Annotated in this window: 15 protein-coding genes; 10 read left to right on the top strand and 5 right to left on the bottom strand. The window is 39.3% G+C overall.

Annotated elements, in window-relative coordinates:
* Positions 1 to 5 precede the first annotated feature (5 nt).
* The 9 genes from AAG807_RS00320 to AAG807_RS00280 all read left to right on the top strand — a co-directional run bounded on the left by AAG807_RS00320 (position 6) and on the right by AAG807_RS00280 (position 8799).
* The gene (locus AAG807_RS00320) at positions 6 to 197 is read left to right on the top strand and encodes a hypothetical protein (protein WP_341899736.1); all 192 of its coding nucleotides are present in this window, start codon (positions 6 to 8) and stop codon (positions 195 to 197) included.
* Entirely contained in the window at positions 194 to 1273 is a 1080-nt protein-coding gene (gwsS, locus tag AAG807_RS00315; protein WP_341899734.1) for a grasp-with-spasm system SPASM domain peptide maturase, read from the top strand. Before AAG807_RS00320 ends, gwsS begins: the two co-directional genes overlap by 4 nt.
* Complete coding sequence (locus AAG807_RS00310; RefSeq protein WP_341899732.1) at positions 1264 to 2013, top strand: OmpA family protein; 750 nt, start codon at positions 1264 to 1266, stop codon at positions 2011 to 2013. The genes gwsS and AAG807_RS00310 overlap by 10 nt, the downstream gene beginning before the upstream one ends.
* A gap of 113 nt (positions 2014 to 2126) precedes the next feature.
* Positions 2127 to 4346 (top strand): peptidase domain-containing ABC transporter, encoded by a 2220-nt coding sequence (locus AAG807_RS00305; protein ID WP_341899731.1) that lies wholly within the window; start codon positions 2127 to 2129, stop codon positions 4344 to 4346.
* 2 nt (positions 4347 to 4348) lie between these two features.
* Entirely contained in the window at positions 4349 to 5638 is a 1290-nt protein-coding gene (locus AAG807_RS00300) for a biotin/lipoyl-binding protein (protein ID WP_341899729.1), read from the top strand.
* Positions 5635 to 6912, top strand: coding sequence for a TolC family protein (locus tag AAG807_RS00295; protein ID WP_341899727.1), 1278 nt, complete (start codon positions 5635 to 5637; stop codon positions 6910 to 6912). Before AAG807_RS00300 ends, AAG807_RS00295 begins: the two co-directional genes overlap by 4 nt.
* Positions 6902 to 7261 carry a hypothetical protein gene (locus tag AAG807_RS00290; protein ID WP_341899725.1) on the top strand — a complete coding sequence of 120 codons (360 nt, stop codon included), beginning with the start codon at positions 6902 to 6904 and terminating at the stop codon, positions 7259 to 7261. Before AAG807_RS00295 ends, AAG807_RS00290 begins: the two co-directional genes overlap by 11 nt.
* 18 nt (positions 7262 to 7279) lie before the next feature.
* On the top strand, positions 7280 to 7594 hold the full coding sequence (gene rhuM, locus AAG807_RS00285) for a RhuM family protein (protein WP_341900762.1): 315 nt from the start codon (positions 7280 to 7282) through the stop codon (positions 7592 to 7594).
* A 221-nt stretch (positions 7595 to 7815) separates the two neighbouring features.
* On the top strand, positions 7816 to 8799 hold the full coding sequence (locus AAG807_RS00280; protein ID WP_341899723.1) for a ChbG/HpnK family deacetylase: 984 nt from the start codon (positions 7816 to 7818) through the stop codon (positions 8797 to 8799).
* Between the two features lie 68 nt (positions 8800 to 8867).
* On the opposite strand, the gene AAG807_RS00275 is transcribed toward AAG807_RS00280, so the two are convergent.
* Positions 8868 to 11774 carry an AsmA-like C-terminal region-containing protein gene (locus tag AAG807_RS00275; RefSeq protein WP_341899722.1) on the bottom strand — a complete coding sequence of 969 codons (2907 nt, stop codon included), beginning with the start codon at positions 11772 to 11774 and terminating at the stop codon, positions 8868 to 8870.
* Positions 11775 to 11850: 76 nt separating this feature from the next.
* On the opposite strand from AAG807_RS00275, the gene AAG807_RS00270 reads away from it, so the two are divergent.
* On the top strand, positions 11851 to 12705 hold the full coding sequence (locus AAG807_RS00270) for a hypothetical protein (protein ID WP_341899720.1): 855 nt from the start codon (positions 11851 to 11853) through the stop codon (positions 12703 to 12705).
* Positions 12706 to 12814: 109 nt separating this feature from the next.
* On the opposite strand, the gene AAG807_RS00265 is transcribed toward AAG807_RS00270, so the two are convergent.
* The 4 genes from AAG807_RS00265 to AAG807_RS00250 all read right to left on the bottom strand — a co-directional run bounded on the left by AAG807_RS00265 (position 12815) and on the right by AAG807_RS00250 (position 15983).
* On the bottom strand, positions 12815 to 13195 hold the full coding sequence (locus tag AAG807_RS00265; RefSeq protein ID WP_341899718.1) for a hypothetical protein: 381 nt from the start codon (positions 13193 to 13195) through the stop codon (positions 12815 to 12817).
* A gap of 72 nt (positions 13196 to 13267) precedes the next feature.
* Entirely contained in the window at positions 13268 to 14377 is a 1110-nt protein-coding gene (locus tag AAG807_RS00260) for an outer membrane beta-barrel protein (protein WP_341899716.1), read from the bottom strand.
* 168 nt (positions 14378 to 14545) lie between these two features.
* On the bottom strand, positions 14546 to 15211 hold the full coding sequence (locus tag AAG807_RS00255; protein WP_341899715.1) for a DUF4956 domain-containing protein: 666 nt from the start codon (positions 15209 to 15211) through the stop codon (positions 14546 to 14548).
* The gene (locus tag AAG807_RS00250) at positions 15183 to 15983 is read right to left on the bottom strand and encodes a polyphosphate polymerase domain-containing protein (RefSeq protein WP_341899713.1); all 801 of its coding nucleotides are present in this window, start codon (positions 15981 to 15983) and stop codon (positions 15183 to 15185) included. The genes AAG807_RS00255 and AAG807_RS00250 overlap by 29 nt, the downstream gene beginning before the upstream one ends.
* Positions 15984 to 16116: the final 133 nt, after the last annotated feature.

The following is a 16116-nucleotide window of genomic DNA, read 5'->3' as shown; positions in this document are numbered from 1 at the left end:
AAAGTATGGAGGGAATTGAAACAGTAGATGCGATTTTATCAAAGGTCTATCCGAAAGCAGATTTCGAAAAGAAAGATAAGGAGAGAGAAGAAAGAGCAAAAATCGACATTAAAAAGCTCAAAATGGATCGGTTGGAGAAATTATTGGTGGCTTCGGCTCCCATTTCATTGATTATTGATTCTAAAAAGAAACTATGAGGACGAATAATCAGATATTAAAACTATTTCCGAACGTGGTCCCCCTTAAGGGCTACAATCGCTCACTGCTTGTTGATTTGTTAAATGGAGAACCTCATTTGGTTCCTAATGACCTGATTGATTATTTGGAGCAAACGCCTACAATTGAAATTGAAGAGTATGAAAAATTCATTTTGGATAACGAGTTAGGCATATTGATTGATTCTGAGCTTGGAGAATGCTTAACACCGCTTCCCTTGAATTACTACCCCACTTCAAAAATAAATAATGCCATTTTAGAACTAGACGGAAGTTCCTCTTGGAATTTACAATCAGTTTTAATGCGATTAGATGAACTTGGAACACAATTTCTCGAAGTGAGGTTTCTTGATTATTCATCGTTTGTGGAGCATCTAAACTCTATTCAAAAACATAGTAACGAAACTACTATTGAATATATTCAAATAATGGTTCCTTTTGATGAGAATTTGAAACACTTCTTAGACTCAAATTTAGAGGAACATTTTTTTCGTTTAAGCAGCATTGTTATTTATAATGCCTCTGCAGGATTCGAACTAAAGACAAATCATTACAACTTAATCTTTACAAGTCAGCAATCAGTATCACATGAGAATTGCGGAAATATCTCACAAGATTATTTCGCGGCTAATAGCCAGACTTATATCCGTAATCGGAATTATAATAGTTGTTTAGCCTATAAAATAAGTGTTGATAAAGATGGATTCATTTGTAATTGCCCATCAATAGAAAAGAAATATGAACATGTTGATTCAGTTACATTCTCTGAGGTCATTGATTTGAGAGAGTTTCGAGAAAAATGGGAGCTTACAAAAGATAAGTTATTGGTTTGTTCCGTATGCGAGTTCAGATGGCTTTGCACGGATTGCAGAGCCTTTACTGTCGATGATATTGAAAATGGAAAACCTTCAAAATGCACCTATAATCCTTTCATTAGTCTATGGGCTGGTGAAGAAAATTATTTATCAGAAAAAGAATGTGGTATTAGTTTTCAGGGCAACAGAATCGAAATTTCCGAAGATACATTGAATCAAATAAATGCTCGGATATGGGGATGAAACTTTTCTTTTTAACATTGATTTGTGGGGCATTCCCATTTGGCAAATCATTTGCTCAAGACTTAGCAGAAATCAAATTGATAGATTCAATTTCGGTTTCTTTTGATTCAGGTAGTTCACTTGTTAGAAATCCCTCAAAACTTATTAGTAGACTCAACGAAATAAAGGATGTTCATGGCATAATTCGGTTGATTTCTTACACTGATACAATAGGAAATCTTTTATATAATAAAAACCTTGCATCGAAAAGATTGCTTGCTGTTTCGAAATTAATCGACTCAACACAAATCAAAAATTTTATAATTGATAGTGTCAATCAAAACGAACAAAGAAAAGGTGCGCATTTCAATGATGCCTCTTATCGAAGAGTTGATATACTCCTATATCGTGTAGTTCCTAAAATTAAATTCGGTGTTCCGATTAACCTCGAAATAAATTTCCATCCGCAAACAACCAATATTGTGAAGAATTCAATGGAACATGTCCAAATGCTTCAGGTCATAATGGAAATGGATACTACCCTTCATATTAAATTGAATGGACATGTTTGTTGCCGACCAGATTTGATTTTATCCCTGCATCGTGCTGAGAAGGTTAAATCATACCTCGTGAAGCATGGAATTAATGCAAATCGGATTTCATGTAATGGTTATTCGAACACCAAAAAGTTAGTTCCGGAAACTACGGAGGAAAATAAGGGAAGGAATAGACGTGTTGAAGTTGTATTTATTAAAAATTAACCACTTAGAAATGGTGTAGAATCTCATATATCTCAAATTGAAAATTAAATGTACCTAATGCGTTATCCGAATATAATTCCGGTTCATCAACTAATTATTAAATCCGTACCCAAATGAGACCCTTCCGGACATATCTACAACCGGATTCAATGGATTGCGGACCCACTTGTTTGCGCATGATTGCCAAATATTATGGGAGTTCATTCTCCTTGGAAAAATTGCGTGGCTTATCTGAAACTACCAGATTGGGAAGCAGTTTACAAGGCATTAGTGACGCAGCAGAAACTATTGGTTTTCGGACCTTGGCAGTGAAAATCGATTTGGAAAGCTTAAAGAAAGAAGCTCCGTTACCTTGTATTTGTTTTTGGAATAAGCAACATTATGTGGTTGTATATAAAATTAAAGGAGAAAAAATATATGTTGCTGATCCGGGAAGAGGAAAACTCGTTTATTCCAAAACCGAATTTTTAAACAGTTGGATTGGAGTTCATGCGCATGAAAACACAGAGGAAGGTCTTGTTTTATTACTTGAACCGACGCCTTTATTGAAAGAGAATGATGAAGATCATAAGGGGAATGATCGAAATGGATTTAGATTTCTCTTTAAGTATTTAAAAGGATACAGAAAATTGTTGGTTCAGTTGAGTTTTGGATTATTTGCTGCAAGTCTTTTGCAATTGATCTTTCCATTTTTAACTCAAAGTGTGGTAGATATTGGTATTCAAAATAAGGATGTTCATTTTCTTTACTTGATCCTGTTTGGACAATTGTTTGTCTTTATTGGTAGAATGAGTGTTGATATTATCAGAAGTTGGGTTCTGTTGCATCTAAGTTCCCGGATTAATATTTCATTGGTATCAGACTTTTTGATCAAATTGATGAGACTTCCCATTTCGTTTTTTGATAGTAAAAAGATGGGAGATTTGATGCTCCGGATTGACGACCATCATCGCATAGAGACGCTTCTCACAAATCAGACATTGAGTGTTCTTTTCTCCTTTTTCAATTTTGTGGTTTTCAGTATTGTTTTGGTTATTTATAGTTTGCCGGTTTTTTTAATCTTCTTAGTAGGAAGTGCAATCTATTTTCTGTGGGTTCGAACCTTTCTTAAAAGAAGGAAAGATTTAGATTATAAACGCTTCTCACAAGGAGGAGAAGATCGATCAAAAATAGTGGAATTGATTCTTGGAATGCAGGAAATCAAATTGCATAATGCGGAAAGACAAAAACGTTGGGATTGGGAACGGATACAAGTCAGATTGTTCAAATTGCGCATTAAAAGCCTCCGATTGGAACAGTTGCAAAGTAACGGCGCAACATTTATCAATGAACTCAAGAATATCCTGGTGAGTTTTTACACTGCAAAATTAGTTATAGATGGACAGTTGACTTTAGGAATGATGTTATCAGTTTCTTACATAATCGGACAGTTGAACGCGCCAATTTCCCAATTCCTCGCATTCATTTATTCTGTGCAAGATGCTAGAATTTCTCTTGAAAGGCTTATTGAAATTCATGATAAGGAAGATGAAGAACCAAAAAATTCGGAGAGATTGAATGAACTTCCAGTGAACAAAGATCTAATTCTTGAAGATGTGACTTTTCGATATGCGGGTCATGAAACCAACGTTTTGGAAGGGATTAATCTGACAATCCCTTCTGGGAAATTGACTGCAATTGTTGGCGCAAGCGGAAGTGGAAAAACCACTTTAATGAAACTTCTTTTAAGATTTTATGAGCCAACAAACGGGAAGATAAGTCTTGATTCTGCTGATCTGAGAAATTTCACACAACGGATTTGGAGGGAGAATTGCGGCTCAGTCATGCAAGATGGCTATATTTTTAATGATACAATCGCACATAATATTGCAATTGGAGAAGAAGTGATTGACAAGATAAAACTGAAAAAATCGGTGCAAATAGCCAATATTCAGGATTTTATAGAAGGTCTTCCATTAAGTTATAATACAAAGATCGGAAGTGAAGGAGTTGGAATCAGTGGCGGACAAAAACAGCGTATTCTGATTGCCCGTGCAGTGTATAAAAATCCCGCGATCTTGTTCTTTGATGAAGCTACCAGTTCCCTTGATTCCAGGAATGAGCGGATCATCATGCACAATTTGGATGAGTTCTTTGATGGCAGAACAGCCGTAGTCATTGCGCACCGATTAAGTACGGTGAAAAATGCGGATCAAATCGTTGTATTGGAGAATGGAATTCTTGTTGAGAAAGGAACACATCCCGAACTGATAGCATTGCGTGGATCTTATTATACGCTTGTTCAAAGTCAGTTGGAGTTGGAGAAAATGGATGGGGCTGAAATCAATTCATAACGATGGAAGAGAGAAAAGAGATACCCATTGAATTGAAAAGCGAACCAATGAATGAGATGCTTTCACATCCACCGGCTTGGATTATCCGTTCGGGAAGTGGAATGTTTTTAATTGCTATTCTCATTGTTGTTGGATTGGCTTGGTTCATCAACTATCCGGATGAAGTAAGCGGAGATGTTGTAGTGACCGGATCCAAAGCGCCAATCGAGCTTTCCAATCAAAGCTATATTCAGCTAAAAACCTTGAACGTAAAAGAAAATGAAGTAGTTAAAGCAGGCGACCTGATCGCCCGGTTTGATATTCAGGCAAAGGCGGAGGATATTCAAAAAGCGACCAATTATTTGAATCAGCTTGAAAAATTGAATGCCGGGTTTCAACAGCTGATTCCGGAATCTGCCGGGAAAATGCAATTGGGTACTTTTCAGGAGCAATGGGCAACCATCCAATCCAAAATTAATGAATGGAACAGGGAGCATTTGGAAAATATTATTCAGAAAGAACTGGCGTCCATTCAGCGTGAAATTGCTTTTCGGGAACAATTGCAAGCTATTTCGAGTAAGAAAATCACCCTTTCCGAAGATGAGTATGAATTGATTGAAGAGCAATTGGCAGGCAGCGAAAGATTGGCAGATCAAAGTGCTATTTCAAAGCAGACACTTTCGCAGGATAAACGCACAAAAACACAAGCTCAGCAATCTGTCCAGAGTCAGAAAGAGTCACACGTTCAAAACCTGATCACACTCAACTCGTTGCGAAAAGAATATTTGCGATTGGAACACGATGACCGAATGAAAAATTTGCAGAAATTGACTGAGATTCAAGTCGGAGTTACTGCACTTAAAAACAGTTTCAGGATATGGGAGAAAAATTCTGCATGGATTGCCCCCTGTTCCGGGAAAGTACTATTTAATAAATCACTTCAAGTAAATCGTTTCTATAAAACCAATGAAGCCTCTATTGTTATTGTCCCGAAAGGAAGTGGTTATTCGGCACGGGCGGCTATCAAGGCTTCAGGCGCTGGAAAAGTTCGCGTGGGCCAAAGCGTATTTATTGAGTTAGTTGATTTTCCAAAATCAGAATTTGGAGTATTGGAAGGCAGGGTATCGAGCATGACTCAAATCGATCGGGCAGGAAAATACGAGGTTGGAATAGATTTACCGAAGCAGTTGAAGACCAGTTACCATAAAATAATCCCGCCGAAAGCCCAATTAAAGGGAGTGGCAAAGATCATTACAAAAAACAAGCGCTTATTGGCGCGTTTCTTCGAACAATTCACAGATCTGATCAAATGAAATGGTTCTTGTACATAGGATTCCCTTTGATCGTTTCAAGTTCACTGAGCCAGCAATCACTGACCTTGCAAACTTGTATTGATCGGGCATTGGTAAATTCCAGTCAAACTGCAACAGAATCCAGTCTGATATGTAGTTCCCGGTTGGATAAGCAATTTCATTGGTGGAGTTTACTCCCCAATCTGGTTGCTAATGCCGGAGTCAATACTTCTTTTGGACGTAGACTTGATCCATTCACCAATACCTTTGCTACAAGTTCAGTGAACTCCCAATTTTTTGGATTGAATTCAAGTGTGCAGTTGTTCAATGGGTTCAATTACTTCCGCAAAGGCAGGGTGTATGCGACTACCATTCAGCTGAACGAACTTGCTTTAAGTGCCAAACTGAATGAATTGAAAATTCAGGTGATTGAGACATACGTCACGCTTTGCAAGTTGTCTAAACAAAAACAATTAACGCAATCCCGAATCGAAAAATACATTCAGATACAAACCATTCAGCGTCTGTTGATCCGGGAGGGTCGGATCAATGTGATTGACACATTGAAAAGCCAGCATTCCTTGCTGAGGGAACAGGAATTGTTTTCAAACCTCTCAAATGAATGGAAATTAAAGACCATGCAACTGAACTTTTTGATGGGTTCACCTTTGAGAACTGATTTCACGGTAGATTTTACTTCCACTTCCATGATCCGGGATAAACTGAAACTTCAGGAAAAGTACCGATTGGAATCACTTGAAATTGAATTGGAATTACTGAGGCATCAATTGAAATCAGATCGCTCCGATATGTTACCAAGCATTTCGTTGAGCGGCTTGGTCGGAACCGGTTTTTCCACCAATAACAAGGACTATTCCCTGCCTGGAAGTCCTACAAAATCATACACGGATCAAATCAATCAAAATCTCTATGAAGGAATTGGTGTTTCTTTGAACGTTCCTCTTTTTAATCGGGGAGAATGGTTGAAGACAAACCAATTGAATGCAGTCAAGCAACTGGAAATCGAGCGCAAAAAGGAAGTGGCGGATAGGTTATTGGAGAAACACCAATTGGAGCTAGAGCAATACCGGTTGAATAACAAAGCGAAGCTGGAACAAATCAGGGAATTAGCGGATAACTTGCAATTGATTTACACGAAAAGTTTACTTCTCTATGAAGAAGGTCGCTTGACATACACCGAAATTGAAACAGCTTTGATGGAGTGGCAGATGAAACTGATCGAAGCTGAACTATTGAAAATGGAACATGAAATCTTAAACCTCTATGAACACTAAACATTCGATTACCATTGCTTTTGAGGATTTGTTCAAATTGCTCATTGGCCTCATTGTGGATGACCTGAAGGTGCACAAGCATTTTCACCACTTAAGTCTTAGCGGCTTGGATACGAGTCCGCTGCATCTCAATCTCTATAAGCAGATCTTTATTCTTTCGGGCATCAAGGAAGCGGATATCTCGGATGAACTGGCAGATTGGTATTTTGAACAGACCAAACGCGTAAATTCGATTGACCTGGTTCATGATGAGAAAGAGTTGGTTGACTTGTCTTCGGAGATTCTGGAAGGCTTGTTGAAAGCGCGGAATGAGTTGTATATGAGGAAGGTTACTAAAGATTTGGGTTAAACATATCATTTACTCAACATATTCAACGATGGAGAGTTAGACAGAGATTCAACTACTCGAAAAAATAGAGTAGTTCGTCAAGAAGGGAATAGACAAGTAAATCGAGAGATAGAGTTCTTTAACCTAGATGCCATTATTTCAGTTGGTTACCGTGTTAATTCTCAAAACGCAACACGTTTTCGTATTTGGGCGACCAATGTTTTAAGAGAGTACCTAACTAAAGGTTTTGTACTGGATGATGACCGTTTAAAACAAGGTAAATCTTTATTCGGTAAAGATTATTTTGATGAATTGATAGAGCGTATCAGAAAGGAGGTTTTACCAAAAGATTAATCTCCAAAAGAATTCAGTCTGCCCGCACTTAAAAAAACAAGGAAGTAATTGATTGTGAAGCTCATTTACCGGATCCGGTTTTATAATTTCTAAAGGTCTTTCCCAAATAGAAAATATTGTTTTATTATTGTATCATATTGCGTTTATTTTCAGGGTTCTAATGATAGAAGTACCGGATTGGCCCAATTGAATTACCTATTTTACAGTATTAAACTATTCACATGAGCAAACTAATTTTAACTGCAGACGATTATGGATTGAATCCGGGAGTGAATGAGGGCACTCTGTTCTCCGTAAGAAGAAAAACGGTCACCTCCGTTCAGGTATTGGCGAATATGGCAACGGAGGATCAAATCCGTGAACTTGCTTCTGCCATTAACGAATCCGGAAATTTATGCGGTATCGGGCTGCATTTTTGTACGACCTTCGGTCCGAGCGTGGTGCAAAAGGAAACTTCATTTACTGAAAAAATCGGAGATGTGTATCATTTCCGCCGCTTGCAAAACTGGGCGTACCATCCTTCGGCCAACGACGATATGGCGGAGGAATTAACGGCACAATTCAATAAATTGAAAAATATTATCGGAGGTGAACGAATTGACAGTTTTTCCTCTCATCAAAATGTGCATTTATTCGATGAGTATTATTGCAGTGTTATTGCACATTTGGGAGAAGAGCACAAGGTTCCGGCAAGAAGTCCCTTGAGATGGGATCAGGTAAAAGGGGTGAAGCATTTTCCCGAAAAGGGTGCGGATCCGATTAAGTTAGCTGCTGTTAAGGCATTGGCGGAGTGTTTGCATAATAAAAGAACTGCTTTGCTTCTAACTAAGGGGTTGTCTGAAAACACGATGGAAAGACGCCAACGAATCCTGAAGGAAAAGGCGGGAGGAACACCGCATTCCATGTGTGGTCATTGGTATGGACAACCGCTCAAAATGGGTGTCTCCTGGCTTGTGGATGAGCTGGAAAGGATTCGTGATAAAGGGAAACTTCACACGACGGAATTATTGATGCATCTTTCGAATTCATCAGAAGGGGATACTAACTATGAGAATTATAAAATGGACGACCGCAGAAAAGAATTTGGGGTGTTGAATACGGTAGAGATGATGAATTACATTCATTCGCTTTATGAACGCCCGAATTTTGTACTTGGTTCATACCGCAAAGTTGTTCGCAACGAGACAGTCACATACGATCTCTGAATAACACTGATAAATAAAAAATCCCGTCTTGGCTTAGCCGAAACGGGATTTTTTTCTTATGATCTCACTTATTTCACAGCATCTGCTTTATCCTGAGCTTTCTTCATGATTGCATCTGCCTTGGTGTTTCCTTCCTGTTCAATTTTGGTTGCACTGCTTTCGGCTTTTTTCTTCACTTCCTTACAAACTACTTCGGCTCCTTTTTTCTTGATAGGATTGCTTCCGGCTGCAGCCATTCCATCGTTGCATTGCTTGTCTGCTTCGGCACGCACCTGGTCTGCCGCTTTTTTCGCTTCGGCTTTCAGTTTGTCGGCTTCTTTCTGTGCATCTGCCATGATCTTGTTTTTCTCCGCGATCAGGTCTTTTTTCACCTCTTCCACCTTATCCTTCACGATGGTTTTCACGGAATCCTTCGCTTTGTCGAGCACTTCTTTTCCTTTTTCCTTCAAGTTGTCTTTCAGGTTTCCGGTAGCTTTCAACAAGGCCTCCTTGAAATCGGTTTTGATGACCGGTTTGGTGACCGTTCCACCCACCAGGGCATTTACAGGAATGATGTCCGGAATGGAACCGATATTCAATTTCGGAGCTAATCCATTTACTTTTGAAATTCCCTGCTCAGCTGCTTTGATAATTCCACCAGGAATCATTGCTTTTGGCACCTGAAGCAACATTTTGTAGTCGATATCCTGTGTGAACGAAGTGGAACCTGTGATTTCCGTATCAATTCCGCTCATCTTGATTTTCAAAGGCTTTTTCAAGCTCATTTTTCCATCCTTAAAGCTGAAGAATGCTTTCACATCCCTGAATGTCTGATTGGAGATCTTATCCATGCTCAAAGCATCGCCTAATTTCTTTAAAGGCTCAAATCCGCTTACATTCACGGTATTGGTGAAGAAATCCCCGTCACCGGTCAATGTATTGTAAACCGGTTCCAATGCTTTTGTCAGATCACCTTTCATATTCAGGTTGGAGCTGAATTTCCCTTTTGCATATTTTGCAACCGGAGCCAGTTTTCCGATTGTCAGGAAGTGGGATGTGATTTCCTGGATGTCGATCTCTTTCAGGTTGTATCCCAAATCGATTGCCGGTTTGTTGTGGTCTTTGGAGCTGTAGCTTCCGCGTAATCCAACGGTTCCACCCATGGTATTCATGGTTAATCCGTTCAGGGAAGCCACTTCCTCTTTCATATTTACATTTCCTTTGATGTTGTTCACATCAATTCCGTTGTAATGCAATTTCTGGATATTGGTATTCAAATTGAAGTCCACATTTTCAGGGATCAAAAGCGGTTCTGCATTCGGGTCTACCGGAGCAGGTTCAGCAGAAGCCGTATTTGCGGCTGCAGGAGCATTGGAAACTCCCATGATCTGATCCAGATCCAGGTTGTTACTGTTGAAGTTGAACGCACCTTTCAATAATTGGTCTTCCTTGCTGTTTCCAAACAAATAACCCAGGTAATTGTCGATTTTCCCGTCCATAGCGAAATCTGATTTCCCCATGCTTGCATGCATTTTTTCCAGGGACAGGTTTTGCGGACTGAAACGCAAAGTCAGGTCTTTGACATTCACATCTTCGTTCAGGTCTTTTGATTTGTACAGGAAGTCGAATAATTCGATCACCCCTTTTGCGTTGAATTTCTCGTATTGCTCTTTCTCAATGGAACTCATGCGTCCGTTCAATGAGACATCCGCGTTCAGTTTTCCTTTATACGATTCCCCTTGTGCCAATGGCATTACTTTGCCGATGGTTGCCAGGTTCACTCGTGCTTTCAGTTTGGAATCGATCAAAGGATCTGTCATCGGATTGCGCAATTTCAAATTGGCATCGATTAGGTTCCCAACAAACTCCGAGTGGAATTTCGTCACGTCCAAGGTCATTTTGTCCAAGTTGGAACCTCCTGCGAATTTCGAACCTGCGTCTACAATGATGTTATTGATTGAACCCAATCCGGCATACTTGATGCTGGCATTTTTCACATTCAACCCGAAATCCCATCCCGGTAGGTTCTTCTCATCCATCCGGCCTTTCACTTCGCCGTTCATTTTCAAATCACCTTTCGCGATCATGCTTTCGTAACCACTTTGGTAGAAGCTTGGCACCAATGACAACAAATCCTTGAAGCTGATTTCTTTCGTGTTCAACTTCAAATCCATCTGATCGTGGTCTTTCAACATCTGATAGAACCCATCCAATGACATCTTGAAATTATTCAAGGCAAAGTTGTTTTCCTTCAGGGTGAATTTGGAATCGTCTTCTTTGAATTCCATTAAGAGGTTCACGTCTGCGTTGGTTTTCACTTTGGACAGGTAGCTTAAGCCTTCCATTTCCAAGGTCAATTCATCTATTTGTGTGCTGGTAGCAAAATCAATCACATCTGCTGTTAAATCACCTTCTCCGGTATGGTTCAGGTTCTTGATGTTTGCATACATATCGGAAGCCTGGTCGTCGTAAACGATCTCAATGTTCTTTAAAGAGTATTCTTGTAAAGACATTTTAAATTTGGATGGCCCCTTGTCTTCAACCGGTTTGTCTTCTTCCGGAATCACGATATCGTAGTTCGCTTTTCCATCCGGATCCACGCGTATATCGAACTTGGCATCGGAAATATGAACTGCGTTGATTTTGATTTCATCCCCACCGATTACATCCCATAAACCTACATGTGCCTCAATAGTTTTGACACTTGCCAACTCTACGCCCTTAAATTCCGTTCTACCTGTTACCTTCGTGTCATATAATTGGATAGTGACATTTGGGAATGTGGATAGAAAGGTCAGATCGAAGTCTTTGATGGTTACATCAGCTTTCAGGGATTTACTCACTTCTTTCAATACCAGTTCCTTAATCTCATCCTTGAAAATTATAGGGATCAGGATGATTGCAATTAGTAGGAATAACAGGGTAAGTCCTGTCCATTTGAAAAGTCTGCGAATAAAACTTTTCTTCTTCTTAGGCAATTTTTCTTTTCTAGCCATTGATAGGTATTTTAAGTGTAACCGATTTTTTAACCAAAGATTGTATCTTTACAATTCTACCAAAAATAAGCTTTTCATGAAACAATTAGCAGTCCTAACGTTATTAATTTTTAGTCCTTTTGTGAATCATTCACAAATTTCTACAGGAAAAGTAGAAGATACTAAAAAGAAACAAGCCGAAGAATCCAAGAAGGAAGAAAAGGCTCCTCGTAAAAAATATGATCCGGATGCAGGATTGATGGATTTTACTGCGTTTATCGGTGCCGGTTACAGTATCGGTTCCCACAAAATTGAGCCTAACGGGGATCTGTTTGGTAGACCAGTTGGTTTGAGAGCAGATGAGAAGATGGTGAATCGCTGGACCTACCAGTTAGGGATCCGGAACCGTATTCATAAATACTTCAGCATCGAAGCAGGTTTGTCTATCGATCGCTATGGAGAATCCTATCAGTTTGAATCGACAGTTGCTGGAAATGACAGTTCCTATAGCTACGACCGTAAGTATAACATGCTTGCTTTGCCGATACAAGTGTATTTCACGTATGGAAAACAAGTTCAATTCCTTGCAGGAGCGGGTATTCAGCCTTATATTCCTTTGAGCTTGAAAACGAAAACGACTGCCATGGATTCGCTTGGTAATAGTTTGGATATTCCGGATACAAGAACCATTGAAGGATTGAATAGTGCGGGAATCAATCTGTTGTTTTCAGCAGGGGTTCAGTACCGTTTTTCAAGGTTTGCTTCGGTTTACCTGATTCCTTCTTATTCGTTGGGCTTATCGAATATCTATGGTAAGCAGGAACCGCATAAAGAATGGTTGAATGCATTGAACATCCGTTTTGGCTTGGCAGTTCACTTTCCGGAAATGACGAAAGAAAAGAAGGTGAAACCAGCAAAGGAACCGAAAGAGAAGAAGAAGTTTAATTGGTAGATTAGCACGGGCATGGTGCTCGTATAAGCTTATGCTATTGAAGGGTGTTCTTTGGAATGCCCTTTTTGTTTTTGGCACGCAGATGACGCAGATTTATTCTTCAGATTCCCTATTTGTTCAATAGTTTTTCTTTTAATCGTTCGTTCCAAAAACAATGAAGCATCTCCGTAATTTCAGGATCAGAAATTGAATAGCGAATAAAAATAGTATCTCCTAATTTTCGGTTTTTGTGACAGTCTCCGACTTTACCTCCCCAATCGCTTGAAAAAACAAATTGATTCTGATTATTCAAATATTTGTACTTAATAAAACATCCCTTGCCACATTGTGGTTTTTGAGTAACTATTGCCCAAGTTTCCCTTGTTTTTTTAAGTGATTTTTGCCGGTAGTTGTCTGAACAGAACTTAAGAATTGTTCCTAGAGCTAACATTGTAAAGATGACTAAAAAGGATATTCTATTTACTGTTCTTTTAGAAGTGCTTATCGTCATAATATATGTTAGTACTGTTTTGTTTTCAAAAGTAGAGATTATCTATGCTCAGACGAGCTTAAGGGATGTTTACTAGAACCAAACTGTCAGGTTAGTGATCAGCAAGTTGCTCCAATTCGTTTCCTGTTTGTTTTGACCGATAAACATTTTCCGATCTGAATAGAATGATCGTCCTTCCAAACGGAAAAGGGCATTGTCGCCCACTTTTACATTCAAACACAATCCCGCACTATAAGCATCAAATCCTTTTACAGAGGTTATCGGAACAACTTGTACGGATTTCAGATCATTATAATACTCTATTCGACCTGCCAATGAGATCGCTTTGGTGAACTGATAACCTGCTATCAAATTGGCTTGCCACCAAATAGCTTGTGATTTAATGCCCAGTGAATCTTTTTTGTCTTGCACACCGATATATGCACAAGAGGTCATCGAAAATTTCTTGGTGGAATTATAGATTAAATAAAGATCTGTGAAATAGCGTGTACGATTATCCGGAGTTAACTTGGAGGATTCATCGCCAACGTAAGTGTCCCAGTTAATCAATACGGTCTTTGATGGTCGGTATTCAATCTGAGTTCCCACTGAAAGCGGATTATTCACATCGCTGATCACCTGCCAACCGTTGAGAATATATCCGGATGCTTTTATTTTCTGTCCAATCGGCGCACTCACCTTTACACCGGTCAAATAGTAGGGTACGTATTCCGGAGCAAATGAACGTGTATACATCAAGTGATCTTTGGAAATAGCTGTTTCATTGGTGAAGGGCGAACCGAGGATTCCAGCATCGACCCAGATATCTCTTTTTTTTGAAATGCGAACTCCTACGTTTGCTTCAATCAGGTTTTTCAGACTGCCTTTTTCGTTTGCGTAGTTTGCGTTGACATACGTTCCGAATCCGGGAACCAATCTCCCACGTACGCGTTTATTGATATACTGCAATTCGATGTAAGCCAGGTTGATATTGATTTCATTGTGGCGAGGAGATGAAACACAGTAAGGTCTGTCGGAAGTTTCCGGGTGATTGAAATCAAAACCATAGTAGGCATCAATTAGACCTCCGATCTTTACTTTTCCAACTTCCAATGAGTCGTAATTAGCTGTCATCCCCGTATTGACTACTTGACTGAATAAATGACCATTAATCATCAAAAAAAGGAGCGCTAAGTATTTCATAAGTCTGTTGTGAGTTGCGTGTTCATTCGTTTTGGCAAGGTCATATTGGTGTTGTAAAACTACAATGATTTCGGAAATAATCCGATCAAACAACCTACAGCATTTTGAAAACAAGCAGGGGCGGAAAATTTTCCGCCCCTGCTTGTTTATATTTTGAATATCGTTGATTTACTCCGAATCACTTGGTCCGGTTCCGGTTCCGAATGATTGAATGTCTCCATCATAGAAGATCATCAATTGGGCAACATCACGCAAGAAATCGATTTTACCGATCTCGATCCGGTTGATCTTCAATCCGGTTCTTTTTTGAACGTCAGCTACCATTTCGTCGTATTTCTCCGGTTGGATCAGATCAATCCGGTCATAAACAATGATTTTGCGTGTTTCGTGTTTCAGCAGCCACAAGTATTCCAAACCGGCTACCAATAGCAATAATGCGCCGTTCATGACGCCCATTTCTGCCAATGAGATCTTATTGGATGCCAATGCATTGATAACCGATAGACCGATTACCAGGAACAGATAGGTCATCTCCTTGATCTCAATACCTTCGGTGCGATAGCGCAAAATCCCGAATATAGCGAAGAGTCCCAGCCCCATTCCTGTGTCAATATCCAGTTTCTTCAATCCGAAACACAGGAAGAACGTAATCATTCCAATCATGAAGTAAGTGAAAAGGTAATCTTTTCTTCTTGCTTTGGTATAGTACATGAAACGAATAAGGATGACTAAAACCACCAGGTTTACGGTCATTCTAAATAAAAGAGGGTAGAGGTCCGAGTTGTAAAGGGAAATACCAAACAATTCAAAGTCTGGCTTGTGGGAGAGAAGCATGTGATGATTTTTTTATTAGTTTTTGTATAAGTAGCATTTTTTGTTTGAATCTGTTTGATTTCAGCCGATTTTCATCGTATAGGTCAATCATTCCAAAGCAAAATTTTGATATGCGAAACGGACGGATTAATTCCCGTTTCATTAATTGATAGAATGGAGAAGTTCTATCGAGTCGTGGCTGTTTCAATTCTGCAATGACAATGGACGAAAGTGTCTGGTTCTTGCAGTTGGGTGTATCCAGAGTTCCATTAACAATATCAAAATCGATGGTCAGACGTTCTTCCACCAATTTGTTTACCAATGTGATCCGGCGATAACTATTCACCATGACAGGTTGTAAATCCATTTGTTTGCGCAATCGTTCTTCTAAGAATGAGCGTTGATCGTCCGAAAAATCGGAAGTGAATCCATCAATATTGATCCGGTTCTTATCTGTTCTGCCTTTGATCTTTTCCTTCACCTCCAGATAGGATTTGTTGCTATCCAGATATGTTCGGATTCGTACCTTGAAACGATTGGGAATCGCTTTGTGGTGATCCTGAAAAAATCCGTAATTTGAATTATCAAAATACTGGCTGGTATAATCAAAGATGACTTTCCCGTCAATGTTTAACACATCGTAATAGGGGCGCATTTCATCCAGAAAGGCTTCGAGGCTGGTGATGGGAAAGGCAAATTTCTCATCGACACGATTCATTAGGGGAGCACGCGACAATTCTTCCAATGAAATCCCATTGTATGTGTGCAACAAATCTGTTAATTTTCCCTTCATGTTAATTTCAAATATAGTTAATAATCTATATGACGTCATTTTCCGCTAAAAGTTTATTGCTGTTTTGCGGTAAATAACTGGAAAAGTGCGGGGTATTCTCCATTCAAAATGTAGAATTCAGCATGACGAGGAC

Origin of the sequence: Fluviicola taffensis DSM 16823 (genome assembly GCF_943372375.1) — a bacterium.
Lineage (GTDB): Bacteria > Bacteroidota > Bacteroidia > Flavobacteriales_D > Crocinitomicaceae > Fluviicola > Fluviicola taffensis_A.
Note: the sequence above shows the minus strand (reverse complement) of the source record. Positions and strands in the feature narration are given on the sequence as shown.